We start from the raw sequence: 26,807 nt of genomic DNA on the forward strand, positions 1-26,807 counted from the left end.
CTCGCCTCCGGCGCCCGGCCACACCCGCCGGCTCCGTCCGGCCGTAACCCCGTGAACGGGTAAGGTCTGTGCTCGTCGACCGGTGCCGAGGGGGCGCCGACGCGGTCGACCAGCACGAGACGAGGGGTTGCGCTGTGGAAGCGTTCAGTCTGATGAAGATCCTGGGGGGGCTCATGATGCTCGCGGCCGCCGCGCGCTTCGGCATCCCGGCGTTCCGCAACCTGAGGACCTCGCAGCGGCTCGCCGAGAGCGGCACCCAGGTCGAGGGGCGCGTGGTCTCCGTGTTCCGGAAGGTCACCCGGAACTCGGACTCGGTCGTCAGCAGAAGGACGGTCACCCTCATCGAGACCATCGAGTTCACCACCGCCGAGGGGCGGATCGTGCGCGGGAACCCGGTGCTCTCGGACGTCGGCCACACCGACCGCTCCGGCACCTCCGTGGTCGTCTACTTCGATCCCGCGCAGCCCGAGAGCTTCATCGCCCCGCTCGACGAGCTGAAGGTCTCGCCGCTGCGCCCGGTGGTCCTCCTGCTCGTCGCTGCGATCTTCGTGATCTGGGGGCTCAGCTGGGTCTTCGGCATGCTGGGCTGAGGAGGGGCAGTGTCCGGATTCCAGCTCTTCCCGCTGCTGTTCCTGATCATCCCCGGCACCATGCTGCTGGGCGCCCTGTGGCGGCTGCTCACCGCCGTGGTCGAGCTGCTGCGCGGTCGGCGCCTCGCCGCCATCGGCCAGAAGGCCCAGGGCCGCGTGATCTCCTCGCAGTCCCACTACGGCGGCCGCGGCGACAGCAACACGGTCACCCAGATGATCGAGACGATCGAGTTCACCTCGGATCGCGGCCGGACCGTGCGCGCGAACCCCTGGGTCGCCGAGCAGCACACCGTCGACCGCAGTGGCATGACCGTCGACGTCCTCTACGACCGGGACCGCCCCGAGCGGTTCATCGCCCCGCAGAACGGCCGCTCCCTCTCCGCCGGGCGCCCGCTGAAGCGCATCGGCTTCTCGCTGGTGTTCCTGGTGTTCACCGTGTTCTTCCTCAGCCGCGTGCTGCCGATCTTCGGCGGCGTCGACGGCATCCTGCAGAAGTTCTGAGGCGCGGGGCGGGAGCCGGGCCGCGGGAGGGGGTTGCTTCCCGTCACGACTCATGCCACGATCCGTGTCGAGCCGACGAGAGCGTCGGCACCCCGCCCGAGGGCACAGAGGCCCGGGCGACTCCCCAGAAATCCGCACCCCGAAGCAACGACCACGATGTCGATTCGAATCGACATCATCGATTCGAATCGATCCATCGTGTCGGTGCCCTGACAGAGAGTCGAGACAACGATGTCCCCGCAGAGCTCCCCCCGTACCGGTGTCCGTCCCACCCGCCGCACGTTCAGCGCCGCCGCCCTCGCCGTTCCCGGGCTCGTCGCCCTCTCCGCGTGCGGAGGCTCGAACGGCGGCGGCTCCTCCTCCGGCGACGCGAGCACGATCCGCGTCGTCGACTACTACAACACCCCCGCCGACGACGAGGTCATCCAGTCGACCCTCGAGGCCGTCGCCTCCGAGGTCGGGGTGACGATCAACCGCGAGAAGGTCCCCGGCGACCAGCTCATCCAGAAGGTGCTCCAGATGAGCTCCTCGAAGACGCTCCCGGACATCCTCATGCTCGACAACCCGGATCTGCAGGAGATCGCCAGCTCCGGGGCCCTCGCTCCGCTCGAGGACTTCGGGATCGACACCTCGGGCTTCAAGAAGGAGATCCTCGACGCCGGCACCTACGAGGGCAAGGTCTACGGGCTCGCCCCGACCGTGAACACCATCGCGCTCTTCTACAACACCGCGCTCCTCGAGGAGGCCGGGGTCGAGCCGCCGACCACCTGGGACGATCTGAAGACCGCCGCGGCGGCGCTAACCGACGGCGACGTCTACGGCATCGCCTTCTCGGCCATCGCCACCTATGAGGGAACCTGGCAGTTCCTGCCGTTCATGTGGTCCAACGGCGGCGACGAGACCGACCTCGGCACCCCCGAGGTGGCCGGCGCCGCGCAGCTGTGGGCGGACCTCGTCACCGAGGGCTCCGCCTCGAAGTCCGTCATCAACTGGGGACAGGGCGACGCGATGGACCAGTTCAAGGCCGGGAAGGCGGCGATGGTGGTCAACGGTCCGTGGAACATCAACGGTCTGGCCGAGGACGCCCCGGACCTCTCCTGGGACGTCGTCATGATCCCCGTCCCCGAAGCGGGTGCCACCTCGGTCGCTCCCCTCGGCGGAGAGGTCTGGACCATCCCCCAGACCGGTGACGCCGAGAAGCAGAAGAAGGCCGCCGAGGTGCTCCAGAAGTTCGTCAGCGCCGAGAACCAGCTGACCATGGGCGCCGCCCGGAACACCATCCCGGCGAACACGGATGCCGCGGCGACCTTCGCCGAGGAGCACCCGGAGCTCGCGACCTTCGTGGAGCAGGTCGCGAGCGCTCGGTCCCGCACCGGCAAGCTCGGTCCGGACTGGCCGACGACCGCGAAGGCGATCTACACCGCGAACCAGCAGGTGCTCGTCGACGGCGTCGATCCGGAGACGGCCTTCGCCGAGGCCGCGGCGTCGCTCGGCTGAGCGGCGCACGGACCGGGATCATCATGAGTGTCACCGCACCGTCCGCTCCGGCGGCCGCGAGCCGACGCCGCACCGGCCCTCGAGGCTCCGCGCTCGTCGGCATCGCGTTCATCGCCCCCGCCGCGCTCTACCTCCTCCTGTTCTTCGGCTACCCCATCGTCAAGAACTTCACGATGAGCTTCCAGGAGTACACCTCCGCGACCTTCTTCTCGGGCGAGGCCCCGTTCACCGGGCTCACCAACTACACGGAGGTGCTCTCCGACCCGATCTTCTCCAAGGCGCTCCTGAACACGGGGCTCTTCACCGTCGGCTCGATCGTCGGGCAGTTCGTCCTCGGCATGGGCCTGGCCCTGTTCTTCCGCAAGAGCTTCCCCCTGTCCGGCTTCCTCCGCTCGCTCCTCCTGCTGCCCTGGCTCCTCCCCATGATCGTCTCGGCGGCCGTGTGGCGGTGGATCCTCGAGCAGGACAGCGGGATCCTGAACCGCTTCCTCGACGCGATCGGCCTGATCTCGACCCCGATCCCGTGGCTGACCAGCTCCGACACCGCTCTCATCGCGGTGATCATGGTGAACATCTGGCTCGGCATCCCGTTCAACGTGGTGCTCCTCTACAGCGGGCTCCAGGCGATCCCCGAGGAGCTGTACGAGGCGGGTGAGATCGACGGGGCGACGGGCTGGAACGCCTTCCGGCACATCACGCTGCCGCTCCTGCGGCCCGTCGTCGGCGTCGTCCTCCTGCTGGGGGTCATCTACACGATCAAGGTGCTCGACCTGATCATCGGCCTGACCGGAGGCGGTCCGGCCAATGCCACGCAGACCATCGCGACGCGGAGCTACGAGATGAGCTTCATCGAGTTCGACTTCGGACAGGGAGCAGCGCTCGGGAACATCCTCATCGTGATCGCCCTGGCCTTCGCCGTCGTCTACCTCCGGGCCAACGCCCGGTCGGCCTCGAAGGGATGAGCCCCGTGACCACCACTGCCACCGCACATCGCCCGTCGCCGGGCGCGAGCACCTCCCCCGCTCGTCACCGTCCCGCGCTCTCCCGGAACTCCCCGCTGCGACGCGGGCTCCGGACGGCGCTCGGGATCCTCTTCCTGGCGATCATGCTGTTCCCCGTCTACTGGATGGTCAACGCCTCCCTCGCCCCCGGTGGGAACAGCCTGAACACCCAGATCCTGCCGCTCGACCCCGATATCGGCGGTTACGTCAGGGCCTTCGAGGACCAGGGGCAGAACCTGGTCACCTCGCTGATCATCGCGGTCGGCGCGGCCCTGCTGTCGCTCGCGATCGCCACGCCGTGCGCCTACGCGCTCGCCCAGTTCCCCATCCGGGGAAGCGGCGTGCTGCTGTTCGTCGTGCTGATCTCCCAGATGATCCCCGGGATCGTCATCGCGAACGCCCTGTACACCGCCTACAACCAGCTGAACCTCCTGAACACGATCCCCGGGCTCGTCCTCGCCGACGCGACGATGGGCATCCCGTTCTCGATCCTCATCATCAGGGCCTTCATGCTGGCGTTCCCGAAGGAGATCATCGAGGCCGCGCAGATCGACGGCTGCGGTCATCTGCGGGCCTTCTGGTCGATCGTGCTCCCCGTGAGCATCAACTCGCTCATCACCGCGGGCATCTTCTCGTTCCTGTTCGCCTGGAGCGACTTCCTGATGGCCCTCACCCTCACCACCGGCCAGACGATCAGACCGGTGACCCTCGGCCTCTACAACTACATCGGGACCAACGACACCGACTGGAGCTCGGTCATGGCCACCGCCGTCATCGCCTCCGTCCCCGCCGTGGTCCTGATGATCGCCGCCCAGAAGTACATCGCCGCCGGGGCCACCGGCGGTGCCGTGAAATGACCGAAAGGACACCACCCACCATGACCACTGCCACCACCCCCCTGCGGGTCACCGTCTGGGGCGAGAACCGCCATGAGCAGCGCGACGAGCGAGTCCGCGGCCACTACCCCGAGGGCATGCACTCCGCGATCCGCGACGGGATCGTCGAGAACCTCGGCGACGCGGTGACCACCCGCTTCGCCCTGCTCAACGATCCCGAGCACGGGCTCAGCGAGGAGGTTCTCGCCGAGACCGACGTGCTCACCTGGTGGGGGCACATGGCGCACGGCGAGGTGTCCGACGAGGTCGTGGACCGCGTCCAGCGCCACGTCCTCTCCGGCATGGGCCTGGTCGTGCTGCACTCCGGGCACTGGAGCAAGATCTTCACCCGGCTGATGGGCACCACCTGCACGCTGCGCTGGCGCAACGAGTCCGACCGCGAGCTGGTGTGGACCGTCGACCCCACCCACCCCATCGCCGAGGGCGTGCCGCATCCGATCGTCATTCCCGAGCAGGAGATGTACGGCGAGCACTTCGACATCCCCACCCCGGACGAGCTGATCTTCGTCTCCTCCTTCAGCGGTGGCGAGGTGTTCCGCTCGGGCTGCACCTTCCGTCGCGGCAAGGGCAAGATCTTCTACTTCTCCCCCGGTGACCAGGACTATCCCGTCTACCACCACCGCGACGTGCGCCGCGTGATCGCCAACGGCGTCTCCTGGGCGCGGCCCGCGAGCCCCGAGCGGGAGGTGCCCTTCCTGGACCGCTATCCCACCGACTGGTTCCTCTCCGGCGAGGGCGGCCAGGGCGTGGGCGATGCCGAGGCCGCGGGGAGGACCGCATGACCGGCCCCTCCGACTCCCGCGTCCCCGTCGTCGTGGTCGGCGCGGGCGGCATGGGCCGTGCCTGGATGCGCACCGTGCTCGACGCGGACTCCGCCCGGCTCGTCGGCGTCGCCGACGTCGTCCCGGGCGCGGCCGAGCGCGCCGTCGCCGACATGATCGAGGACCCCGCGGCGCGCGATGCGGTCGCCGTCGGCACCGACGGGACCGAGGTCGCCCTCGCGGCCGGGGCGGAGGCGGTCATCGACGTGACCGTGCCGGAGGCGCACCACCCGGTGACCGCCTCGGCCCTGCAGGCGGGCCTGCACGTTCTCGGCGAGAAGCCGTGCGCGGCGACCCTCGCCGAGGCGGTGTCGCTGGCCGGGCACGCCGAGGCGAGCGGGCGGCTGTTCATGGTCTCCCAGTCCCGCCGCTACAACCCGCACCTGCACGAGGCGCGGCGCCTGGCCGACGCCCTCGGCGGCGCGGGCATCGTCGCGACCCGCTTCTTCAAGGCGCCCCACTTCGGCGGGTTCCGCGACGAGATGCGGCACCCGCTGATCGTGGACATGGCGATCCACGCCTTCGACGCGGCGCGGGTGCTGATCGACGGCAGCCCCGTCGCCGTCCGCGCCATCTCCCACAACCCCTCCTGGAGCTGGTACGCGGGCGATGCGGCGGCGACCGTGCACGTCACCTACGACTCGGGCGCGGTGCACGCCTTCACCGGCTCCTGGTGCTCACCCGGCCAGGAGACCAGCTGGAACGGCGACTGGCGGATCAGCTGCGCGGGCGGCACCGTGACCTGGGACGGCGAGACCGTCCCCCGCTCCGTCGCCGCGGAGGGCGAGGTGGCCGAGGGCAGGGCGCCATCGGCCGCGGAGCGCTGGGAGCTCGCGGGCTCGCTCGCGGACTTCTGCGCCGCGCTGCGCGGCGGGCCGGTGCCCGCCGGGGAGGTGCACGGGAACGTGTGGACGCAGGCGATCGTCGAGGCGGCGGTGCGCTCAGCCGACGAGGACCGCACGGTCCAGCTCGCCGAGGTGCTCGACCAGGCGCTCGCCGCAGCCCGCGAGATGCCCGGCCCGGAGGGCGTCCGCACGGCGCTGTCGCGATGGGAGGATGGCGCGAGCGGCCTGCGGGCTACATGAGCGGACGAGCCGGGGACTCCTCGGGGATCGGGGAGCAGCGGTGGTGACGTCGTGACCAGGCGCACGGCTCCGACCAGCCAGGACGTGGCGCGGCTGGCCGGCGTCTCGCAGTCCACCGTGAGCTACGCCCTCACGGGCGCCCGGCCCATCTCCGAGGAGACGCGGCGGCGCATCGAGGCGGCGATCGAGGAGCTCGGCTACCACCCGAACTCCGGGGCGCGCACGCTGCGCTCGCGCCGCTCCGGGGTGATCGGCCTGATGGTGCCGGCGACCGCGCCCCGCCCGGTCGGGCCGATGCCGTTCCTCCTCGCGATCTCGCAGGAGGCCCGGCGCTTCGACCTGGACGTGCTGGTGGTGACGGCCGACGAGGGCGCCGCCGGGGTGCGGCGGGTCGCCGGCACCGGGCTGTGCGACGGGCTGATCCTCATGGAGATCTCGCGGCAGGACGAGCGTCTGGACGCGGTGGCGGCCTCGGGGCTGCCCTGCGTGTCCCTCGGCAAGCCAGACGAGATGCCGGGGGCGTCCGTGGTCGACCTTGACTTCGAGCTGCTCGGGGCGAAGGTCGTCGAGGGCGCGCTCGCGGAGGGATGCGCGCGGCTGCTGCTGTTCGGGCAGTTGGACGAGAAGAGCCGTCGCAACGACGTCTCCCGCTTCCTGCGGGGGCTGCGGGCCGCGGCGCCCGCCGAGCTCGAGGTGGTGATCGCGCCGGGCTCCCCGGAGGAGGTCGTCGCCCTCGACGCGTCGTTCGACGGGGCCGAGGACCGGACCGCCCTGTTCGGGCTGTCGCAGGAGCAGGAGCTGCTGTTCGCCCTGGCCCTCGCGGGGCGTCTGGGCCGTGAGGACCGGGTGGTGATCTCCTTCGCGGACCAGCCCCTGGACGGGGTGGGCGGCCCGGTCGCCACCCTCCCCCGGCTCACCCCGCGCCAGGCCGACGTGAGCGCGCTCGCCGTGCGGGAGCTGGTCCGGCTGCTGCGCGAGCCGGGGGCGGAGCCGCGCACGACACTGCTGCCGCCCGACTGGGCGGAGGCGCTGTAGCGGCTTAGAGCCGCCAGTGGTCGGCGGCGGCGAGCGCCTCGTCCCGGTTGGTCGCGCCGAGCTTCCGCATGAGCGTCAGCCGGTGGGACTTCACGGTGTTCACCGAGACGAACATGGCCTCGGCCATCTCCGGATTGGTCGCGCCGCGGCGCAGCAGCTCGAGCACCTCCCGCTCGCGATCGGACAGCTCGAAGGGGCGTCGCGCGAAGTGCCCCGCAAAGCGCATCGCCCGCTCGAGGCGCAGGGACTCGCCCCCGGGTACCTCGTGGGAGAGGCGCACCAGCTCGGTGATCTCCTCGGCGGTGGCGTGGCTGAGGACGTAGAGGCCCAGGTCGCGGCGCGGGGTGAGGGCGGTGGCCTTCCCGAGGGCGACGCGCACGCTGGGCATCCGGCCCTCGCGCAGCGCGTAGAGGCTCTCCATGAGCAGCACGGTGAACTCGGTGCGCGGGTAGAACACCCGGCCGGGCACCGGGCTCGCGGGCAGGAAGCCGGGGCTCGGCAGGGGCCGGCCCAGCTGACGGGCGAGGAAGTCGGTGATCCGCTGCATCTGGCTGTGCGAGGACTGCGCGAAGTGCTGGGGGACGGAGAGGGTGGCGCGCTCGTAGGCGCTCGCGTAGGTCGCGAGCTTCGCCGGGGCCTGCCGGTAGACGGCGATGTGGGCGCGCATGAGCTGCAGCAGCGGCAGCCCCTCGGGGTCGGAGAGGCGCGCGGTGGCGGCCTGGAGGTATCCGTCGGCCGCCTCGAAATCTCCCTCGTCCATGGCCTCCCACATGAAGCACATGGCGGCGGCCAGCACGTCCACGTCGCGGTGCAGGCGCTGGGAGCCGGCGAGCAGGGGCTCGGGGTCCAAGCCGTCCTCGAGGCCGCGGGCGCGATGGTCGTGGAGGATCACGCGCAGCGCCGACTCCGTGCGGAGCCCGCGCGGATCGAGCCGCGCGGGATCGGTCTCGATCACCTGGACGACGAAGCGCGCGATCTCCGCAGCGGGGATGGCGTTGCCGCTGCGGAACGCGGTGTCGACCACGAGCATCAGCACGGAGACGTCCCGGGGACGGGCGGCCTCGGCGGCCTCCGTGCCGGCGAGGTCGGCGATCAGGGCCCGCAGCCGGGTGAACACCTCGATCATCCCCGTGCGCTCGCCCGCGTAGAGGGCGAGGGCGAAGGCGTGGGCGAGGTGCCCCATCCGGCCCCAGGGGGCATCGGGCCCGGTGGTCTCGAGGTGCGTGCGCAGGGCGCGCAGCGCGGCCCGCAGGGAGACCGGGGACTCCGAGCGGTGCGGGCTGAGCCGCAGCCGGGCCAGCAGCAGCGACGGATGCTCCTCGAGGGAGAGCGGGCTGATCCGCTGCAGCGGCGCCCACAGCGAGGACAGCGAGTCCGGCAGCACATCCCAGATCTGCTCCGCGAGCAGCTCCTCGGCCTCGGCGAGCTGCCCGCGGGAGACCAGGGCGGTGATCAGCAGCTCGTGGTCGCCGGTGCGGCGGGCGGCCTCGACCAGGCGAAGGTCGAGCTCGAGCGTCGGGGTGGGGCGGGTGAGCGACGAGTGCAGCAGCATCTCGCGGATCGACGCGTCCCAGCGGAAGACCCGCGTGCGCAGCCCGTCGTGCCAGACGCGGGTGCCGAGGCCGAGGGCGACCATCCGGTGTAGGTAGCGGGCGGCGGTGGCGGGGTCGGTGAGCGACTCCGCCTCGCGGCTGGTGAAGCGGGAGGTCTGCAGGACGAGGCCGAGGAAGGCGGCGAAGGGGGCCGGTCCCCAGTTCCCGGCGCCGGCCATGAGGAAGGCGGCCAGCGCCCGGTCCCGGGTGATCAGCCCGGCGGCGGAGTCCACCGGCAGCGCGTCGAGGCTGGAGAGGATCATGCCGGGGTGGCCGTAGGTGGCCCGCCGGAGGGTCGCGGCGGCGTGCTCGGTCAGCTCGACGCCGCGCTCGGCGACGAGGGCGCGGGTCTCCTCGAGGGTGAGCTGGACGTCGGTCTCCCCGAGCAGCGTGAAGTAGTGGCCGAGCTCCTCGGCCCGGCGCACGAGCGGGGACACGTCCACGCCGACGACGAGCAGGCGGACGCCGGCCGGGAGGAGCGCGAGCGCGGCGTCGAAGACCTCGACGGGCATGTGGTCGGCCTCGAGGATGCCGATCGAGACGGGCCGCCCGAGGTCCCGGAGGAACCGCAGCGGGCTGTCGCGGAGCACCTCCTCCTCGAGGCAGAAGGCCCCGGCGCCCTCCCCGAGCTTGTGCCGGAGGGCCGAGAGCAGCACCTGCAGCCGGTCGCGCCGGAGGAACGGGACGTGGCGGGCGTCGAAGAGCAGCCGGAGCTCCCCCGACGCCGGAAGCGCCCGGCTCTCCCACTGGCGCAGCACCGTGGAGCGCCCGCTGCCGGGCACCGCCTCGAGGAACAGCAGCGGGGATGCGGCATCGAGCGCATCGAGCAGTCGACGATGGAGCATCCGCCCCCCTCTCCCCTGCGCCCCGGGATGTCCGAGCACGGCGCGCTCCGACACCGGGGCCGACCCCGATGCCGCACGGGCATGTGCCCGTTATATGGCATTCCATCATGGGGCACTGACACGTGGCACGGAACTGTGGCGCATGTGGAAAGCGGTGCCCTGGGGAGGAGAGGCGGCGAGCCGGCGAGCGCCCGGGCGCGGGCTATCGTCGGGGGCATGAACGTTCCCCCGCTGCTGGACCACATCGTCATCGCCGGCCCGTCCCTCGAGGAGCTCGTCGGCTGGTTCCGCGATCTCACCGGCGTCACCGCCGCGCCGGGCGGGAGCCACCCCGTCGGCACCGCGAACGCGCTGGTCGCGCTCACCGTCGGCGGCGAGCGCCGGCCCCACTACCTCGAGCTGGTCGGCCCGGATCCGGAGCGCGAGGGCGAGGCGCTGCCGAAGCTCTTCAACATCCACCGGCTGCGGAAGCCGACGCTGATCACCTACGCCGCACATCCCGGCGACCTCGACGGCGTCGTCGCGGCCGCGCGGGCCGGCGGCGTGGAGCTCGGCGATCCGCAGCCGCTCTCCCGCACCACCCCGTCCGGCGACACCCTGCAGTGGCGACTGACCCAGGCGCCGCCGCCGGTGAACTACGGCCTGCCCTTCCTCATCGACTGGGGCACCGCGGACCAGCCCGGGCTGGGCGAGCTCCCCACCCTCGAGCTGGTCTCCTTCGCCCGTATCGAGGTCAACCCCGAGCCGTTGCGCGAGGCCACCGCGGCGCTCGGCCTCGGCGACGCCCTCGCCGAGATCCGCGAGGGCCAGGGCAGCCGCTTCGAGCTCGTGCTGCGCATGGAGGACGGGCGCGAGGTCACGATCTGAGGACCGGCGCGAGCTGACGCCGAGGGTCGAGGCCCTCCAGCGAGCCGATCGGCGCCGTCCGCTCCCGACGGTCACCGATAGCGCCCGCGCTTCCTCGGGTGGAGGATGTGCACATGAGAATCGCAGTGACAGGTGGCTCCGGCAAGCTGGGGCGCTCGGTGGTGCGCGACCTGCGCGAGAACGGGCACCAGGTGGTGAACCTCGACCGGGCCGGGGAGCGCGGCTCCGGGGTCGTGCAGATCGACCTGCGGGACGCGGGACAGGTGCTCGACGCCCTCACCGGCATCGACGAGAGGGCGCCGAGCGGCTTCGACGCGCTCGTGCACCTCAGCGCGATCCCCGCCCCCGGTCTGGCCACGAACACGGCGACCTTCCAGAACAACATGCTCGGCACCTACAACGTGCTCACCGCCGCGCTCAAGGCAGGGATCCGCACCGTGGTCACCGCCTCGAGCGAGACGGTGCTGGGCCTGCCCTTCGACACCCCGCCGCCGTACATCCCGGTGGACGAGGAGTACGACGCTCGGCCCGAGTCCCACTACTCGCTCTCCAAGCACCTCGAGGAGCAGCTCGCGATCCAGTTGTGCCGCTGGCACCCGGACCTGAAGATCATCGCGCTGCGCTTCTCGAACGTCATGGACGAGGCGGACTACGAGCGCTTCCCCGCCTTCGATGCCGACGCCACCGCCCGCAAGTGGAACCTGTGGGGCTACGTGGACGGCCGTGACGCCGCCCAGGCCGTGCGCCTCTCCCTCGACCACGATCAGACCGGCTTCGACCGCTTCATCGTCTCCGCGGCCGACACCGTCATGACCCGCGACAACCGTGAGCTCGTCGCCGAGGTGTTCCCCGATGTCCCCGTGCGCGGCGACATCGCCGGCAACGGCACCCTGCTCTCGATCGAGAAGGCCCGCCGCGTTCTCGGGTACGCGCCGCAGCACTCCTGGCGGTAGTCGCTGCGGAGGGCCATGGGGGCGTGCTCGCCGCCCCGTCGGCCGCCCTGCCCGCGACCGGGCCGACGCCGCCCCGCCCCGCCCTCACCCCTCCGGGAAGAACCGCTCCCGCAGCAGCGCGGACTGCACCTCGCTGCCGTTCCGGCGGTCGAGGGCCGCGGCGATCCGGAGGGCGTCCTCGCGCAGCCGCGGGCCGCGCTCGTCCTCCGGGGCGTGGTCGAGCAGGAGGCGCGCCGCGCCGGCGAAGGTGTCGAGATGGGTCGGGTCCCCCGGCGTCGTGTCGGCGAGCGCGGCGTCGACCACCCACCCCCGTGCCGCCGGGGCGCGGGAGGCGACCTCGAGGACGACCGAGCGGGGCAGGTCCCCGAACTCCTCGAACTCCCGGTCCACCCGCTCGAGCTGGTCGAGGACCGCGGCGACGTGCCCCTCCGCGGGCCGCCCCGCCCGCAGCGCCGCCCAGGTCAGCCACGCGTACGCCGGCCGCTGCTGCGCCGGATCGTGCGAGGTGTTCAGCACAGGATCCACGAGGTCGGGGACGACTCCGGGATCGACCGGTGCGAGGATCCGCGCCACGTCGAGGTGCACGTCGTGGGGGTCCACGTCCCGCGCCTCGGCCGCGAGCCGGGTGCGGACCTCCTCGAGCCGGGGGCCGATCTCGCCCAGCTGCCCGAGATGCGCGGCCCGGGCGAGCTCGGCCACGGCGAGCGGCGTGGTCGGCATGCCCGTCACGGCGCGCAGCGAGGTCTCGTCGGCGATGATCTCCGCCACGAGCTCCAGCGGGATCGAGGGCAGGTCCAGGGCGGTGAGGACGACCGGGACGAAGAGCCCCGCGGCGGCCTTCTCGAGGGCCGGCTCGATGCCGTCCGGCGCGGCCCTCTGGGCACTCTGCACCCGCGGGTAGCGCAGCACCATCGACGCGTGGTCCCCTGCCTGATAGGCGTGGAAGGCGTGCATGAGCCGGGCGATGAACTCGGCCATCGGCATCCGCAGCTCGCGAGCGCGCGCGATCGTGGCGGCGACGGCGGCCTCGGCCTCCTCCGCGGACTCGATCTCGGAGATCGACATCGCCTGCTCGTGGAGCTCCACGTACCGGTCCTTGAGCGAGATGGGGACGGCGCCGAGCGTCACGGGCGCGGTACGCCGCGGGATCCACCCGGCGCGCAGGATCCGCTCGGCCCGGTCCGCGGGATCGACGTCGGCGTCGGACCCGGAACGGGCGTCGGACCCGCCCGCCGCGATCGCGGCGGCGGGCGGCAGCCCCGCGAACCAGAAGTCCTGCAGCTCGCGGGTGTTGACGTCCGTCCTGCCGCGGGCGTCGTGCGCGGCGGCGGCCTCCGACGCGAGGGCGCGCAGCAGCGCCGCCTCCTCGCTGTGCTGCGCCTCGAGGGAGCGGCTGCGGGCGAGAGCGGCTTGGACCCGCCAGTCGACGTGGTCGAGCCCGCTGTTCTCGAGGCCGAAGTCGGCGGCGACACGGGCCTCGTCCGGCCGGTGCTCCAGCACCAGCAGCACATCCGGGATCTCGGCGGAGCGGACGAGTCGCTCGATGCCGTACTGGTCGAGCAGCTCGTCGCCGATCCGGGCGGCGAGGTCCCACCGTCCCGCGCGCGCGAAGAGCGATCCGAGGAGCACCCGCAGCAGGCGGACCTGGACGTGATCCTCCCGGTGCTCGTCGATCGGGCCCGGCGGGACGCCCATCGCCGTGAGGCGGCGGGTGAGCGTCTCGGCGGCGAGCCTCGGATCGACAGCCTCGAGGATCATCACCTCACGGGTGACGGTGTTGGCGTCGAACGGCGGCCACTCGGGGCTGCCGATGCCCTGCCACGTATCGAGCAGGGCGAGGGCGCGGTCGTGCTCCCCGAACTCGGCGGCGAGCGAGGCGCGGGCGAGCGTCACGTAGGAGAGGTCGAAGCCGTGGGCCACGGTCTGCTTCTCGACGAGGTCGACGATCCGCTCGAGCTGGGGGCGGGGGACGGACGGATCCTCTCCCGCGGTGACCACCAGGTCCGCGACCGTGCCGAGGAACAGCGTCAGATTCTTCGGGTTGATGTGGTCGCCGTAGCGGCCGACGATCTGCATCAGCCGCGCGTAGGTCTCGAGGGCCGCCGCCGGCATGCCTCCCGTGCTGTAGATCGAGTACTGGGCGAAGCGGCCGCTCGCGGCGAGGTGGGGCACGCCCTCCGCCTCGCAGGCCGCGATCTGCTCCTCCCAGGCGCGGATCGTGCCGAGGTCATCGGGCATGTCCGAGAGCTCGTTGCTGCGGTCGAGGAGCGCGCGGAAGCGCTGGGCCTGCTCGCCGGTGAGTCCTGCGACCTCGTCGTACCGGATCATGCGCGTCCCCGTTCGTCGGTGGTGTGGTTCCCTGCTGGGCCGTCTGCGGTGGGGCTGTCCTCGCTGCGCGCCGCCGCCAGAAGCAGCGTCTCCAGCGCGACGGCCAGGCTCGCCTGCTCCTCGGCGTGGAGGCGGATGCCGGCCTGGAGCAGGCTCAGCAGGTGCAGGGCGCGGATCGCGCCCTCACGGGCCGACGGGGTGAGCCGGCCGCCGAGGGCCCGCACCGCCTCGGCGCGGAGGTTCAGCACGAGGGCGGGGCGGGAGTCCGCGGGGCCGACGGGGTCGACGGCGGCTCCCCCGCCGAGCAGGTCGGCCCACGGATCGTCCTCCACCTCCTCGAAGGCGAACCCGGGGGCACGGCGCGGCACATGGAGCACCAGCTGGGTCGCCGGGCGGAAGGCCCGCACGTCGACGGCGACGCCGAGCGGGCCGAGCACGGCCTGTGCCGCATCACCGATCCGCTCGGCGAGGCCCGCGTCCTCGGCGCGGGGGCCGGGCAGGTCCTCCAGCAGCCGCGACAGCTCGAACTCGCGCGCGGTCAGGCGGGTCTGCGACTCGCCGTAGGCCCGCAGCATCGCGCCGCCGTGCGTGTAGGCGCCGTTGACGAGCAGCCCGCCCTGCGCCTGCACGAGCGGCGCATAGGTGGCGAACTCGCGGTCGTCGGTGGTGTACGCGATGCGCGCGGGCATCTCCACGAGTCGCAGCAGGCCGACGCTGGTCTCCCAGGTGAGGTGGCGGGCCACGAACTCCAGCATCTCCGCGTGGGCGACGGCGAGGGCGATGAGGCTCGACCCGTGCGCGTCGACGAACCGGGCGAAGACGGCGGGGTCCCCGGCGGCGAGCTGCTCGATGCCCGCGCGGATCTGTCGGCCGATCTCCTCCCGGGCGGTGGCCAGGGAGCCGGACTCGTGCAGCGACTCGCGGGAGGCGGTGAGGCCGAGGGATCCCGCCTCGAGCGCGACGCGGGCGAAGGCGACCCACTCAGGCACCAGCTGGGTGTTGTCGGAGGCGACGGACATGCCGTGGGAGAACACCCGGTCCCCGGCGCGACCCCGCCCGGGCGTGGCCTGAGGGGTCACGAAGGCGACGCCGCGGACGCCGAGCATCGGCACGTGCAGCGGGATCGCCGCGAGCGGCTCGAAGCCGAAGGCGTCCGCGCACCAGGTGGCGGCGTCGCCCTCGGGCAGGTCCCAGGGGGCCGGGTTCCTGCTCACGAGGAGCGGCGGCGCCGGATCGCCGGCGACGGCCACCGTGATCGGGACGGCGAGGAGGCTCGCGTACTCGCTGGCGAGCCGGGTGACGCGGTCGGCGCCGACCCATTCGGCCTCGTCGGGGCGCACGTGCACGCGCACCTCGGTGCCGGGCTCGGCGAGCTGCTCCGGCGCGGGCGTGACCGTGAAGGTGCCGTCTCCGCGGCCCACCCAGCGCATGGTCCGCGCCTCGGGGTCGCGGGCGCTGCGGGAGGTCACCTCGATCTGGTCCGCGACGAGGAAGCAGGACAGCAGGCCGATCCCGAACTGGCCCAGGAACTCGCGCCGCGCCGCCGCGAGCTCCTCCCGCTTGCTGGACGCGCCGATCGTGGACAGCAGGCTGCGCGCCTCCGCCTCGGTGAGGCCGATGCCGTGATCCCGCACGGTGAGCGCCCCCGCGACCGGGTCGACGAGCAGCTCGATCGGCGGGAGGTCCTCCCCGGTCTCCCCCCGCGCGACGACGGCGTCCCGCGCGTTCTGGATCAGCTCCCGGACGTACACGCGAGGGCTCGAGTAGAGGTTGTGCGACAGGATCTCGACGATCCCGCGCAGGTCGACCTGGAAGTTCTCCGTGGTTCCCGCCATGGGGGAAGGGTACGGGGGGGGTGGGTGGGGTGGGGGCGGTATCGCCTGCTAGCGAAAATCGCGTTCGCGATCAGACCTCACGCCTCACCTCTGTCAGTGAGCGGGAAGGTGACCGCGGCGCGATGCCGATCCAGCAGGCGCCTCAGTTCGCGCTGATACTCCGGATCGTCTCCCGTGGGTGACATCGGAGGGAGCGCGGACAGGAGCTGGTCAGCGACTCGATCACGGCCCCACCGCGCGGGGATCAGGGCACCGGCGAACTCCCGTACGGCTCGCTCCGAGTCGTCGACGGAGAGGTGCACAACGCTGTCGACGACCTTCGCCTCAGGCGCAGTCCCAAGCATGTCCTCGCGACGGCCGACGAACAGGCGCACGTGGAGACCAGTAGGCGCCCATCGAGTCACGAACCGCGCCCGATGGAAGCCACGCTCATGCAGTGCGACTACACCGTCGAGGATCTGAAGACAGAACTGCACGCCGTCGAGCGTCAATGCAGCCGGAGAGCGTGAGAGGAGGTCGTCGTAGACTGCGACAGGCAGTGGCACTTCGAAGTATTGCTTTAGCTTCTTCGCCGCAAGCCGCGCCTTCAGCTGCTCGCCCGTTAGGTCAAGGATCCGGATCTCGGACGGGTCGGCCGCACGGACATTGGTGACGAGGTAGAGATGGGCAAGCGGGTCCTGCTCGAATGCACGAACCTGGTTTCTCTCAAGCCATAGGAAGTCGCCACGTCCGGATCCGCCGAAAGCCTTGATCTCGATTAGTCGCTTCTCGTCCGTGGCGTCGTCGTAGGACTCGAGGTCGACGAGAGCGTCCTTCCGATATCGCAAGTCAACGACCGCTCGGCCGGCCGCGCGTTCGAAGGCGATCACGGCCTCAACGGCTCGAACCTCGACCTCGTGGTTCGAGAGTTGCAGAGGTGACTTCGGTGTCATGCGCCGATGGTGGCACAGCGGGCCGACAGACGGAGCGCGAAGCTCCATCTGCGACTAACTGGCGGGGATCCGAAACGCTGCCGTGCAGATCGAGTCTCAACCGTTTCCGGACCGCTAGGCGGCTTGCGCTGCGCACGTCAGGTCCTCTCCGTACGATCGCTAGTGTCGACCCAGGGCAGAGGAGAGTTTCCGGTGGACAGTCCAGTCATCCGCGTCGTCGGGGCCATCGTGGAACGTGACGGCGCGGTCTTCGCTGCCCGGCGCAACGCAGACCGGAGCGCTGGAGGGCTGTGGGAGTTCCCGGGCGGCAAGGTGGAGCACGGCGAATCTCCCGAGGCCGCACTGCGACGCGAGCTGCGAGAAGAGCTCGGCGTCGACGTCACCGTCGGTGAGTTCGTCGACCGGAGCCTGAGCGATGTCGGGACCGCGCGCATCGAGCTCTCCTGCTACGCCGCACAGTTCGCGGGTGAGGATCCGTCCGCCAGCAGCGATCACGACGCCATGCAGTGGGTGCCCCTGACCGAGCTGTCCTCGCTGCGGTGGGCGCCGGGAGATGTTCCGCTGCTCGAGGGTTTGCCCGAGCGACTGGGCTCTCTGCGACGCGACTCCGAGGCGGAGTAATGGAGGCGAAGCAGGCCCTCGATCCCGGGCTCTACGAACTGCTCCTCACCACCGGACTGACCGAGGCTGTGCGTTCGACAGAGGAGCGCGGCTTCCTCACGCCGACGGACGACGTGGACGACGCGGATGTCACGCACGTCCTCACCCAGCACGTCGCACGGACCGTGGAACAGGCACTGCACGCCGCTCCACGGGAAGAGCGCATCGCCCTCGCGAACCGCCTCCTGTCCGCTCTGCCGCCGTCGGCCCCCGACCCCTCTGTCTCTCCTGGCCCCCGACTCCTCACCTCCGTGACAGCGCCCGAGGCTCCGCTCCTGCCGCGACCGTCGACGCCGCTCAGTGACGTCGCCCTGTTCACGAACTCCCGGATGGATCCCCAGCTCGGGTCGGAGCTGCGCCTCGAAATGGCGAGCGCTGATCGCATTGATCTGCTGTGTGCGTTCGTCCAGTGGAGCGGAATCCGGGTGTTGGAGTCCGCTCTCCGCGAGGCCTCCGAGCGCGGTGTGCCGATTCGCGTGCTCACGACGACGTACATCGGCGCGACTGATCGCAAGGCCCTCGACTACTTCGTGCGTTCCTTGAACGCCGAGGTCCGCGTGAACTACGACGCGCAGTCCACTCACCTCCATGCCAAAGCGTGGATGTTCCATCGATCCAGCGGATACACCACCGCCTATGTGGGCAGCTCCAACATGAGCCGCGCCGCCTTGGTCGATGGGCTTGAGTGGAACGTGCGCCTGTCCCATCTGGCGACTCCGAGCCTGGTGGACAAGTTCGAGTCCACCTTCGAGACGTACTGGGATGACGCAGCCTTCGCTCCGTACGACCCAGACACCGACGCCGAGTACCTCGACGCGCTTCTCGCGAAGAACAGCGGCCGCACCTCTTCCGCGGCCCTGTCGATCAGCCATCTGGATGTGCGGCCGTGCCCGCATCAGATCGAGATGCTCGATGACCTCTCGGCGGAACGGGAGGTGCACGACCGCCATCGGAACCTGCTGGTCGCGGCCACGGGGACCGGCAAGACAGTGGTGGCGGCGTTGGATTACAGGCGCCTGCGGGCGTCGAACGCCGACCAGCCGACGATCCTCTTTGTCGCGCACCGCAGGGAGATCCTTGAGCAGTCTCTGAGGACCTATCGCGACGTCCTCAAGGATGGCGCTTTCGGGGAGCTCTTCGTCGGAGGGCACAAGCCTCTCCGGCGTCGACACGTCTTCGCGTCGGTCCAGTCGCTGCAGCAGCCCGGTGAGCTGGAGCGGTGGGCACGCGACCACTTCGACATCATCGTGATGGACGAGTTCCACCACGCCGAGGCCGCGACATACCGCAAGGTCCTCGACTACTTCACACCGCGGGAACTGCTCGGTCTCACCGCGACGCCTGAGCGGGCCGACGGGGTCGACGTGGCGCAGGCGTTCTTCGACGGTCGCGTGGCAAGCGAGCTGCGCCTCTGGGACGCCCTCAGCGCCGATCTCCTCGTCCCGTTCCACTACTTCGGGATCGCCGACGGCGTGGATCTCCGCGGGGTCCGCTTCGCTCGCGGCTCGTACAACATCGACCAGTTGAATTCGGTGTACACCGGGAATGATGCGCGAGCGGGCAAAATCCTCACTGCTGTGCGAGACAAGGTCACAGACCCCCGTCAGATGAAGGCCCTGGGTTTCTGCGTCAGCGTCGAGCACGCGCACTACATGGCCGAGGTGTTCACCCGTGCCGGTCTCCCCTCGCTGGCCCTGACCGGGGCTTCCGGTTCGGACGAGCGTCGGGACGGCCTCGAGATGCTTCGCAGCGGCGAGATCGTGTGCCTCTTCGCGGTCGACCTCTTCAATGAGGGCCTCGATATTCCCCTGATCGACACCGTCCTCATGCTGCGGCCGACGCAGTCAGCCACGATCTTCCTGCAGCAGCTCGGGCGCGGCCTACGCCGCGCGGAGAACAAGGCTGTGCTCACCGTTCTAGATTTCGTCGGCCTGCAGAGCGAGAACTTCCGCTTCGATCTGAAGTACCGGGCCCTCACGGGACTCTCACGGAACAAGCTCGAGCGCAGCATCCGAGACGGTTTCCCCTTCCTCCCTCCGGGGACGCAGATCGTCTTTGACCGCGTCGCACAAGACATCGTGCTCTCGAACGTGAAGAAGCAGCTCAAGCTGTCGACCCGGGATCTCGTCGTCGATGTGCGCCAACACAAGCCGGAGAACGTGGCCCCAAAGGAGTACGCACTCGGGTCGTACCTCATGTCTGGCGAGCGATCTCTCGCCGATGTGTACGCACCCGGCACCCGCAGCCTCGCCGGAGAGAAGCGCTCGGCGTCGTGGTCCGCACTCGTCGACTGGGCGTTCCCCGCCTCCATCGACGAGGGGTTTTCGGACGAGGCCGACGCTCTCCTGCGCCGAGTCGGCACCCTCACGCATGTGGACGATCCCGAGCGGATTCGCGCCTACCGTCGCCTGCTGACGACACCGACCCTTCCGCCCGACGTCGAGACAGACCTCTACGCGGCCATGCTGGTGTTCTCCTTCTGGCCCGCGGGTGAGCACGGAGTCCGCGCGGGGCTGGAGACTATCCGCGCATACTCCCAGGTCGTCGCAGAGATGCTTAACCTCCTCGCCTACCAGGAGCAGGCGTCGCGGGTACTGCCTGCGTCGCTCAGCGGATCCGCAGCTCGCTCTCCGCTGCGCTCCCATGCGCGCTATTCCCGAGAAGAACTGCTTGCAGGTTTCGGCCTCGGCACACTCGATAAGGGAACGCCCGGGTCGATTCGCGAGGGGGTGAAGTGGCTTCCCACGCTCGGAGTGGACGCCCTCCTGGTGACGCTCAAGAAGTCGGAGGCCGACTACTCCCCCACGACGATGTACCGCGACTACGCGATCAACCAGGAGCTCTTCCACTGGGAGTCGCAGAGCACGACCAGCGCGGACAGCCCCACCGGCCAGCGATACATCAACCACTCGACGCGCGGCTCGAGTGTCGTGCTCTTCGTGCGGCGTGCAAAGACCGGCGACATCGGGACCGAGCCCTACACCTGCCTGGGCACGGCCCAGTTCCAGCACGCGACGGGCTCCCGGCCAATGCAGGTCGTGTGGAAGTTGGACCGGACCATGCCGGTCGATCTGTTCATGGAGGCCCGAGCGGTCGCGTAAGCAGCCGAGTCAGGTCGGACCTGTAACGCCTCGGCGACGTCCGACTGCCACCACCCCGAACCCCCACAACCCCACCACCGGCAGCAGCGGCCACCACCAGGTCACGCCGCTCTCCCCCGCCACGCCCACGCTCGCCATGACGGCGAGCCCGGCGATGACGCACACCGCGGCGGCGAGCGGCTTCCACACCGGCGGGGCGGGGCGGTCGTCGGCCCGCGGGGTCTCGAAGCAACCCATCACCAGCACGACCAGTCCGGTGAGCACCAGCAGCGCGATCACCCACAGCGGCCGCGTCGCCCACCACGCGCCCATGAGCGGCTCGGGGAACAGCGCCCGAGCGTCCAGAGCGAGCAGCAGGTGGGCGAGGCCCACCATGACGGTGAGATGCCACAGGAACCAGGTCATGATCCGCTGATTCACGAGCACCGTCGCGAACCAGATCCGGGGCCGGCGCAGCAGTGCCTCGAGCGGCCTCTCGAAGGAGAGCACCAGCCCGGCCTGCAGCATGCCGAGGAACGCCATCGACACGCGCGTGGGGCTCGAGTTGGAGATCGCGTCCCCGCCGGCGGTGATCATCGAGACCGGATACGGACCCACCAGCACGAGCAGCAGCAGACCGACCAGACCGATCGCGGCCAGCCCCAGCCGCTTCCCGGTCCCGGCGAGCCGGCCGTCGAGCCAGGCGTAGCCGACCTGGTGGAACGCCGCCCAGACCAGCAGGTAGTTCGGGTAGCCGAGCAGCGGCTGGTCGGCGGCGATGCTCACCGCGTCCACCAAGCCGGCGAGCGCGATCCCGCCCGCGATCGACCACCAGCCCAGCCGCTCCCACAGCCACAGGCACGGCGGGGCCACGAGGATCACCATCAGGTACGCGGCGAGGAACCACGTGGGGATCAGCGCCATCTGCGAGGCGAGCTGCACGGTCGACGTCGGCGCGCCGGCGAGCACGGCGACCACGCCGATCACCAGCCAGGCGAGCAGCAGCGGGATCAGCGGGATGCCGAGGCGGCGGAGCCTCGTGCGCAGCCACTCGGCATAGCCGATCCCCTTGCGCCGCGCGGAGCGCCAGGAAAGGCCGTTGGAGTACCCGCCGACGAGGAAGAAGATCGGCATCACCTGGAACACCCAGGTCAACGGGTGGGTCCACCGAGCACCGTCCAGCACCCCGTGCGGGAGGATCCCGCCGTCGGGGTCGACCGCGATGATCGTCCAGTGCCCGAGCACCACCACGGTGATCGCGGCGGCGCGGAGGAAGTCGACCACGCGGTTGCGGCTCGCGGGCGTCGCAGCGTCGATCGTCTCGGCGCGGCTCGGTCGCGTGCTCGTCATAAGGTCCCCTCCCCCGCTCCCGCGGCGACGGAGCCGCTGGAAGTGGCGACAATCTACCTCGATTCGCCCACGTCGCACGGCAACCCGGTCGGCCCTGGCGTTCCCGGCAACACCGCTTCCGCACCCCGCCGCCATCTGCCACCCTCACCCCATGACCCACCAGCACCAGCACGCCCACGGGCACGCGCCAGCGCCCACACCCAACACTCCCCTCTCTCCCGCCGACCACTGGGAGCAGCGCTACGCGGGCAGCGACCGGGTCTGGTCCGGGAAGGTCAACCAGGCGCTCGCCGCGGTCGTCGCGGGCCTCGCCCCCGGTGATTCGATCGACCTCGGGTGCGGGGAAGGTGGGGACGTGCTGTGGCTCGCCGAGCAGGGCTGGACCGCGCACGGCCTGGACATCTCGGAGACCGCCGTCGGCCGCGCCCGCGCCGGGGCGACCTCACGCGGCCTCACCACCGCGACCTTCGCCGCGACCGACCTCGAGGCCTGGGAGCCGGAGCGGGCGTCGGCCGATCTCGTCACCGCCTCCTTCTTCCAGTCCGACGTCCCTCTCGAGCGCACCCGCATCCTGCGCCGCGCCCTCACCGCGCTCCGCCCCGGAGGGCACCTGGTGAGCGTCTCCCACGCCGCCCCGCCCTCCTGGGCGGACCACCACCGGGCAGACATGCTCGGCGCCGCCGAGGAGCTGGCCCAGCTCGACCTGCCCACCGCCGACTGGGAGGTCGTGACCTGCGAGGACCGGCCCCGCCCGGCGATCGCCCCGGACGGCAGCGCCGGGGAGCATCTCGACGCGGTGCTCGTGCTGCGTCGGCGCTGAGCCCGCCCCGGCCCTGCCCTCAGGGCAGGATCGCGTCGGTGTACCCGCCGTCCACGCGCAAGGCGCCGCCCGTGGTGGCCGAGGCCAGCGGGGAGGCGAGGTAGACGACCATGTTGGCGATCTCCTCGGGGCGGATGAGGCGCTGGATCAGGGACTGCGGGCGGTGGAGTCGCATGAACTCCGCCTCCGCCTCCTCCCACGGCAGGTCCGAATCGACGAGCTGGTACACGAAGTCCTGCACGCCCTCGGTGTAGGTCGGCCCGGCGATCACCGAGTTCACCGTGACTCCGGTTCCGGCGGCTTCCTTCGCGAAGCCGCGGGAGACGGCCAGCAGCGCCGTCTTCGACGTGCCGTAGTGGATCATCTCGGCGGGGGTGACGATCGCCGAGTCGCTCGCGATGTTCAGCACCCGCCCCCAGCCGCGCTCGACCATGCGCGGCAGCAGCGCCCGGATCAGGCGCACGGACGCCATCACGTTGACGTCCCAGAACCGCTGCCACTCCGCGTCGGTGATCTCCAGAGCCGGCCGGGCGCCGAAGACACCCAGGTTGTTGACCAGCACGTCCACCTCCCCGGCGGCCTCGAGCGCGGCAGCCAGCCCCTCGTCGGTGGTGACATCGCCCGGCGCGGCGACGAGGCGGGAGGCATCGAGGCCGTCGGCGGTGAGGGTGTCGATCGCCTCCTGGACGCGGTCGGCGGTGCGGCCGTTGACGGCCACGCGGGCGCCGGCCTCGGCGAGCCGGCGGGCGATGGCCAGCCCGATGCCCTGCGTGGAGCCCGAGACGAAGGCGGTGCGGTCGGTGAGATCGAGGTCGATCATGGGGTCCTCCCTGAGCGGTGCGCGCCGCGGGGCACGGCGCGCCGGTGGTCGCGTGGAGGGCAGAACGCCGCGCCCGGCCGCGGGCTTCCCCGGTGCCAGGAGGGTGTGCCGCTCCTCGCAGCATGCCCGCTCTTCGCAGCATGCCCGCCCTTCCCCCTCCACCCCAGGGGTGCCCCATCAGTGCCTCCCGCACCTCACCGAGCGGTGGTGCCATGGATCCGTCGGCCGACCTCCCCCGTCGGCCGCGCCCGACCCCCGGAAGGACCCCCATGCTCGATCTGACCCTGAACAACGGCGTGACCATGCCCGCCCTCGGCCTCGGCGTCTTCCAGAGCCCGCCGGTGGAGACCGCCGCCGCCGTCGAGACCGCGCTGCGCGCCGGCTACCGGCACATCGACACCGCCGCCGCGTACCGCAACGAGCGCGAGGTCGGCGAGGGGATCCGCCGCTCCGGCGTGCCGCGCGAGGAGATCTTCGTGGAGACCAAGGTGTGGGTCTCCGACTACGGCCACGCCGAGACGCTCCACGCGCTCGACAAGGCGCGCGGGAAGCTGGGCGTGGACACTCTCGACCTCGTGCTCCTGCACCAGCCGATCCCCACCCGCTTCGACCGCACCATCGCCGCCTACCGCGCGCTCGAGTCGGCGCTCGGCGGGGGCGGCGTGCGCGCGATCGGCGTCTCCAACTTCATGCCGCACCACCTCGAGGAGCTGCTCGCGGCGACCGAGATCGTCCCCGCCGTGAACCAGGTCGAGCTCCACCCCTACTTCGCCCAGCCCGAGGTGCAGGCCGCGAACGCCCGCCACGGCATCCTCACGCAGGCCTGGTCGCCGATCGGCGGGATCACCTTCTACCCCGGGTGGGGCGAGAAGCGCCGCTCCGTGATGGAGGATCCGACGCTCGTCGAGATCGCGGCGGCGCACGGGAAGTCGCCCGCTCAGGTGATGCTGCGCTGGGGTCTCCAGCAGGGCCGCTCCGTGATCCCCAAGTCCGTGAACCCGCAGCGCATCGCCGAGAACCTCGATGTGTTCGACCTCGAGCTGAGCGCGGAGGAGATGGCGCGGATCGACGCCCTCGACACCGGCGTGCGCGGCGGCCCGGACCCGGATCAGCCCAGCGACGCCTACTTCGACGTCGTCATCGACGAGGCCTGAGCCGGGCGCAGCTCATGCCCCCGCGGGGCCGGACCTCAGAGGCTCGCGAGGGTGACGAGCACGAAGGCGACGACGAGCGCGATCGTCACGCCGGCGGTCGCGCGGCGGCCCGTCGGGCGCATCCCCGGCTCGGCCGGCGCCATCACGGTCGGCAGCGCACCGCTCACGGTCGGCAGCGCCGTCGTCACCGTCGGCAGAGCGGCGGTCATGGCGGGCAGCGCGGAGGTCTCCGCAGTCGCAGTCATAGTTGCGGTCGTCTCGTGGCCGACGGGGGCGTCGGGGCGCGGGTCCATGCGGGGTTCCTCCTCCGGGGTGTGATGGGAGCGGGGCGGGAGGCTGTGGTCGGCCGCCGGGGGCCGATCCGACCCTCTCCGGCGGTGCTCGGCACCACCGTATTGCCGCAGGCAGGCCCGCGAGAAGGGGTCTCGAGCGCTGGTCACCGGAATCACACGAGACCGCCACCGCACGTACACCGCGGGTCTACGCTCGAGGGCGGAGACCGCGCTGAGGCGCCGCCGCCCCGTCGGCCGACCCGGCGACGCGCGACGGCGCGAGAGGAGACCCGATGAGCACCCTGACCCCCGCGATGACCGCCGCCCTCGAGGAGTACGCGAGCTGGCAGGAGCCGCTGTTCGAGGACCTCCACCGCCACCCCGAGCTGTCGATGCAGGAGGAGCGCACCACCGGGATCGTCGCCGAGCAGCTCGAGGGCTTCGGCTACGCCGTGCAGCGGATCGGCGGCGGTGTGGTGGGGGTGCTCGAGAGCGGCGCGGGGCCCACGATCCTGCACCGCGCCGACATGGACGGCCTCCCGGTGCGGGAGGACTCCGGTCTCCCCTACGCCTCCGAGCACACGCAGGCCGACGCCGACGGGGTCGAGCAACCGACCATGCACGCCTGCGGCCACGACGCCCACATCGTCACTGCGCTCGGCGCCGCCCGGCTCCTCGCCGAGCACCGCGAGGACTGGTCTGGCACGTTCATCGCCCTCTTCCAGCCGGGCGAGGAGATCGCCGCCGGCGCCCGCGCCATGGTCGAGGACGGCCTGGCCGAGAAGATCCCGACGCCCGACGCCTGCCTCGGCCAGCACGTCATGGGCGACCCGGTCGCCGGGAGGATCGCGGTCGCGCCCGGGCCGATGTTCAGCGCCTCGGTGTCGATGCGGCTCACCGTCCACGGCGCCGGATCCCACGGCTCCATGCCGCACCGCTCCGTCGACCCGATCGTGCTCGCCGCCGCGATCGTCACCCGCCTCCAGACGCTCGTGGCCCGCGAGATCGCGCCCGGGGACTTCGGGGTGGTCACCGTCGGCGCGCTCCACGCCGGATCCGGGCCGAACATCATCCCGGACCGCGCGCAGATGCTGCTGAACTTCCGCGCCTACAGCGACGAGATCCTCGACCAGCTCGTCGAGGGCGTGCAGCGCATCGCCCGCGCCGAGTCCGAGGCGGCCCGCTCCCCGCGCGAGCCCGAGGTCGAGCTGTTCAACCACTACCCCCTGACCGACAACGACCCCGAGCTCGCCGAGGCCGTGCGCGCCGCGGTCGCCGCCCAGCTCGGCGAGGAGCGGGTCGAGGTGATGGAGCCGTCCACCGGCTCGGAGGACTTCTCGATCATCCCCGACGCCCTCGGGGTCCCCTCCTGCTACTGGGTGTTCGGCGGCTACGCCGAGGGGCGCGACCCGGCGCCCAACCACTCCCCGCTGTGGTCCCTCGACCTCCAGCCCACCCTGCGCACCGGCACCGAGGCCGCCGCGGCCGCCGCCGTGGCGCTGCTGGGAGGGCGCGGCTGACCCGGGCCGGGTGACGGCCGACGGACGGTCGTCGGCGGTCCGGCACCGGCGTCGGCCGGAACGACGGAGGACGGGCCGGGCACCCCCGCGCCCAGCCCGTCCCCTCGCCTCGCACCGGGTGCGGACTCCCCCGTCCGCCGTCTCCGGCTGAGGACCGGCACGGGCTCCCGTCGCCGCGATCCGCGCCGACCCGGACGGCCCCCACCGTCCCGGTCGACTCCCGCAGCGGGTCGATCCCGTGCCCTGTCCTCGCGTTCCCCGTGGGGCCCGCACCCAGTACCTGGAATCTACGGACACCTGCTCAGAAGCGCGATGGGGTGGACTACCTGGGGAGAACTCCCCATGGCACGATC

General features: G+C 71.5%; 22 protein-coding genes. 15 read left to right on the forward strand and 7 right to left on the reverse strand.

The window, feature by feature from the left end; genetic code table 11:
* Positions 1 to 152 precede the first annotated feature (152 nt).
* The 8 genes from V1260_RS05415 (at position 153) to V1260_RS05450 (ending at position 7,426) form a co-directional block, all read left to right on the forward strand.
* Entirely contained in the window at positions 153 to 590 is a 438-nt protein-coding gene (locus V1260_RS05415) for a DUF3592 domain-containing protein (RefSeq protein ID WP_329745784.1), read from the forward strand.
* Between the two features lie 9 nt (positions 591 to 599).
* Complete coding sequence (locus V1260_RS05420) at positions 600 to 1,091, forward strand: DUF3592 domain-containing protein (RefSeq protein WP_329745785.1); 492 nt, start codon at positions 600 to 602, stop codon at positions 1,089 to 1,091.
* A gap of 231 nt (positions 1,092 to 1,322) precedes the next feature.
* Positions 1,323 to 2,588 (forward strand): sugar ABC transporter substrate-binding protein, encoded by a 1,266-nt coding sequence (locus V1260_RS05425; protein ID WP_329745786.1) that lies wholly within the window; start codon positions 1,323 to 1,325, stop codon positions 2,586 to 2,588.
* 23 nt (positions 2,589 to 2,611) lie between these two features.
* Positions 2,612 to 3,550: a carbohydrate ABC transporter permease gene (locus V1260_RS05430; protein ID WP_329745787.1), complete on the forward strand. Its 939-nt coding sequence runs from the start codon at positions 2,612 to 2,614 to the stop codon at positions 3,548 to 3,550.
* Positions 3,547 to 4,446, forward strand: a complete 900-nt coding sequence (locus V1260_RS05435; RefSeq protein WP_442878123.1) for a carbohydrate ABC transporter permease — start codon at positions 3,547 to 3,549, stop codon at positions 4,444 to 4,446. Before V1260_RS05430 ends, V1260_RS05435 begins: the two co-directional genes overlap by 4 nt.
* A 20-nt stretch (positions 4,447 to 4,466) precedes the next feature.
* On the forward strand, positions 4,467 to 5,267 hold the full coding sequence (locus tag V1260_RS05440; protein WP_329745788.1) for a ThuA domain-containing protein: 801 nt from the start codon (positions 4,467 to 4,469) through the stop codon (positions 5,265 to 5,267).
* A complete protein-coding gene (locus tag V1260_RS05445) occupies positions 5,264 to 6,391 on the forward strand; it encodes a Gfo/Idh/MocA family protein (RefSeq protein ID WP_329745789.1) in 1,128 nt (375 codons plus the stop codon). Before V1260_RS05440 ends, V1260_RS05445 begins: the two co-directional genes overlap by 4 nt.
* Positions 6,392 to 6,442: 51 nt before the next feature.
* Positions 6,443 to 7,426, forward strand: a complete 984-nt coding sequence (locus V1260_RS05450; protein WP_329745790.1) for a LacI family DNA-binding transcriptional regulator — start codon at positions 6,443 to 6,445, stop codon at positions 7,424 to 7,426.
* A 4-nt stretch (positions 7,427 to 7,430) separates the two neighbouring features.
* Here V1260_RS05450 and V1260_RS05455 read toward each other — a convergent pair whose 3' ends face one another.
* Positions 7,431 to 9,863 (reverse strand): helix-turn-helix transcriptional regulator, encoded by a 2,433-nt coding sequence (locus tag V1260_RS05455; protein WP_329745791.1) that lies wholly within the window; start codon positions 9,861 to 9,863, stop codon positions 7,431 to 7,433.
* A 216-nt stretch (positions 9,864 to 10,079) separates the two neighbouring features.
* Between V1260_RS05455 and V1260_RS05460 the strand changes: the two genes are divergently transcribed.
* Entirely contained in the window at positions 10,080 to 10,730 is a 651-nt protein-coding gene (locus V1260_RS05460; RefSeq protein ID WP_329745792.1) for a VOC family protein, read from the forward strand.
* Between the two features lie 113 nt (positions 10,731 to 10,843).
* The gene (locus tag V1260_RS05465; RefSeq protein ID WP_329745793.1) at positions 10,844 to 11,683 is read left to right on the forward strand and encodes an NAD-dependent epimerase/dehydratase family protein; all 840 of its coding nucleotides are present in this window, start codon (positions 10,844 to 10,846) and stop codon (positions 11,681 to 11,683) included.
* A gap of 84 nt (positions 11,684 to 11,767) precedes the next feature.
* On the opposite strand, the gene V1260_RS05470 is transcribed toward V1260_RS05465, so the two are convergent.
* From V1260_RS05470 to V1260_RS05480, 3 genes are all read right to left on the reverse strand, one after another.
* Positions 11,768 to 14,011: a hypothetical protein gene (locus V1260_RS05470; protein ID WP_329745794.1), complete on the reverse strand. Its 2,244-nt coding sequence runs from the start codon at positions 14,009 to 14,011 to the stop codon at positions 11,768 to 11,770.
* Positions 14,008 to 15,846: an HSP90 family protein gene (locus V1260_RS05475; RefSeq protein WP_329745795.1), complete on the reverse strand. Its 1,839-nt coding sequence runs from the start codon at positions 15,844 to 15,846 to the stop codon at positions 14,008 to 14,010. Before V1260_RS05475 ends, V1260_RS05470 begins: the two co-directional genes overlap by 4 nt.
* Positions 15,847 to 15,923: 77 nt before the next feature.
* Positions 15,924 to 16,778, reverse strand: a complete 855-nt coding sequence (locus V1260_RS05480; RefSeq protein WP_329745796.1) for a protein NO VEIN domain-containing protein — start codon at positions 16,776 to 16,778, stop codon at positions 15,924 to 15,926.
* 192 nt (positions 16,779 to 16,970) lie between these two features.
* On the opposite strand from V1260_RS05480, the gene V1260_RS05485 reads away from it, so the two are divergent.
* Positions 16,971 to 17,399: a (deoxy)nucleoside triphosphate pyrophosphohydrolase gene (locus V1260_RS05485; RefSeq protein WP_329745797.1), complete on the forward strand. Its 429-nt coding sequence runs from the start codon at positions 16,971 to 16,973 to the stop codon at positions 17,397 to 17,399.
* Positions 17,399 to 20,539 (forward strand): DUF3427 domain-containing protein, encoded by a 3,141-nt coding sequence (locus V1260_RS05490; protein ID WP_329745798.1) that lies wholly within the window; start codon positions 17,399 to 17,401, stop codon positions 20,537 to 20,539. Before V1260_RS05485 ends, V1260_RS05490 begins: the two co-directional genes overlap by 1 nt.
* Positions 20,540 to 20,548: 9 nt before the next feature.
* Here V1260_RS05490 and V1260_RS05495 read toward each other — a convergent pair whose 3' ends face one another.
* Entirely contained in the window at positions 20,549 to 21,868 is a 1,320-nt protein-coding gene (locus V1260_RS05495) for an acyltransferase family protein (protein ID WP_329745799.1), read from the reverse strand.
* Between the two features lie 151 nt (positions 21,869 to 22,019).
* Between V1260_RS05495 and V1260_RS05500 the strand changes: the two genes are divergently transcribed.
* The gene (locus V1260_RS05500; protein ID WP_329745800.1) at positions 22,020 to 22,688 is read left to right on the forward strand and encodes a class I SAM-dependent methyltransferase; all 669 of its coding nucleotides are present in this window, start codon (positions 22,020 to 22,022) and stop codon (positions 22,686 to 22,688) included.
* 19 nt (positions 22,689 to 22,707) lie between these two features.
* On the opposite strand, the gene V1260_RS05505 is transcribed toward V1260_RS05500, so the two are convergent.
* Positions 22,708 to 23,508 (reverse strand): SDR family NAD(P)-dependent oxidoreductase, encoded by an 801-nt coding sequence (locus V1260_RS05505; RefSeq protein ID WP_442878126.1) that lies wholly within the window; start codon positions 23,506 to 23,508, stop codon positions 22,708 to 22,710.
* Positions 23,509 to 23,777: 269 nt separating this feature from the next.
* Here V1260_RS05505 and V1260_RS05510 point away from each other — a divergent pair, with 269 nt between their 5' ends.
* Complete coding sequence (locus V1260_RS05510) at positions 23,778 to 24,662, forward strand: aldo/keto reductase (protein WP_329745801.1); 885 nt, start codon at positions 23,778 to 23,780, stop codon at positions 24,660 to 24,662.
* A gap of 35 nt (positions 24,663 to 24,697) precedes the next feature.
* Here V1260_RS05510 and V1260_RS05515 read toward each other — a convergent pair whose 3' ends face one another.
* Positions 24,698 to 24,955: a hypothetical protein gene (locus V1260_RS05515; protein ID WP_329745802.1), complete on the reverse strand. Its 258-nt coding sequence runs from the start codon at positions 24,953 to 24,955 to the stop codon at positions 24,698 to 24,700.
* Positions 24,956 to 25,227: 272 nt separating this feature from the next.
* Here V1260_RS05515 and V1260_RS05520 point away from each other — a divergent pair, with 272 nt between their 5' ends.
* The gene (locus tag V1260_RS05520; protein ID WP_329745803.1) at positions 25,228 to 26,454 is read left to right on the forward strand and encodes an amidohydrolase; all 1,227 of its coding nucleotides are present in this window, start codon (positions 25,228 to 25,230) and stop codon (positions 26,452 to 26,454) included.
* Positions 26,455 to 26,807: the final 353 nt, after the last annotated feature.

It is taken from the genome of Brachybacterium sp. J144 (assembly GCF_036321705.1).
Lineage (GTDB): Bacteria > Actinomycetota > Actinomycetes > Actinomycetales > Dermabacteraceae > Brachybacterium.

Bases quoted from the DNA above. Each gene is read 5' to 3' on its own strand.
- V1260_RS05415 (WP_329745784.1), top strand. From the start codon at position 153: ATGAAGATCCTGGGGGGGCTCATGATGCTCGCGGCCGCCGCGCGCTTC.
- V1260_RS05425 (WP_329745786.1), top strand. From the start codon at position 1,323: ATGTCCCCGCAGAGCTCCCCCCGTACCGGTGTCCGTCCCACCCGCCGC.
- V1260_RS05430 (WP_329745787.1), top strand. From the start codon at position 2,612: ATGAGTGTCACCGCACCGTCCGCTCCGGCGGCCGCGAGCCGACGCCGC.
- V1260_RS05435 (WP_442878123.1), top strand. From the start codon at position 3,547: ATGAGCCCCGTGACCACCACTGCCACCGCACATCGCCCGTCGCCGGGC.
- V1260_RS05440 (WP_329745788.1), top strand. From the start codon at position 4,467: ATGACCACTGCCACCACCCCCCTGCGGGTCACCGTCTGGGGCGAGAAC.
- V1260_RS05445 (WP_329745789.1), top strand. From the start codon at position 5,264: ATGACCGGCCCCTCCGACTCCCGCGTCCCCGTCGTCGTGGTCGGCGCG.
- V1260_RS05455 (WP_329745791.1), bottom strand. From the start codon at position 9,863: ATGCTCCATCGTCGACTGCTCGATGCGCTCGATGCCGCATCCCCGCTG.
- V1260_RS05460 (WP_329745792.1), top strand. From the start codon at position 10,080: ATGAACGTTCCCCCGCTGCTGGACCACATCGTCATCGCCGGCCCGTCC.
- V1260_RS05465 (WP_329745793.1), top strand. From the start codon at position 10,844: ATGAGAATCGCAGTGACAGGTGGCTCCGGCAAGCTGGGGCGCTCGGTG.
- V1260_RS05470 (WP_329745794.1), bottom strand. From the start codon at position 14,011: ATGATCCGGTACGACGAGGTCGCAGGACTCACCGGCGAGCAGGCCCAG.
- V1260_RS05475 (WP_329745795.1), bottom strand. From the start codon at position 15,846: ATGGCGGGAACCACGGAGAACTTCCAGGTCGACCTGCGCGGGATCGTC.
- V1260_RS05480 (WP_329745796.1), bottom strand. From the start codon at position 16,778: ATGACACCGAAGTCACCTCTGCAACTCTCGAACCACGAGGTCGAGGTT.
- V1260_RS05490 (WP_329745798.1), top strand. From the start codon at position 17,399: ATGGAGGCGAAGCAGGCCCTCGATCCCGGGCTCTACGAACTGCTCCTC.
- V1260_RS05495 (WP_329745799.1), bottom strand. From the start codon at position 21,868: ATGACGAGCACGCGACCGAGCCGCGCCGAGACGATCGACGCTGCGACG.
- V1260_RS05500 (WP_329745800.1), top strand. From the start codon at position 22,020: ATGACCCACCAGCACCAGCACGCCCACGGGCACGCGCCAGCGCCCACA.
- V1260_RS05505 (WP_442878126.1), bottom strand. From the start codon at position 23,508: ATGATCGACCTCGATCTCACCGACCGCACCGCCTTCGTCTCGGGCTCC.
- V1260_RS05510 (WP_329745801.1), top strand. From the start codon at position 23,778: ATGCTCGATCTGACCCTGAACAACGGCGTGACCATGCCCGCCCTCGGC.
- V1260_RS05515 (WP_329745802.1), bottom strand. From the start codon at position 24,955: ATGGACCCGCGCCCCGACGCCCCCGTCGGCCACGAGACGACCGCAACT.
- V1260_RS05520 (WP_329745803.1), top strand. From the start codon at position 25,228: ATGAGCACCCTGACCCCCGCGATGACCGCCGCCCTCGAGGAGTACGCG.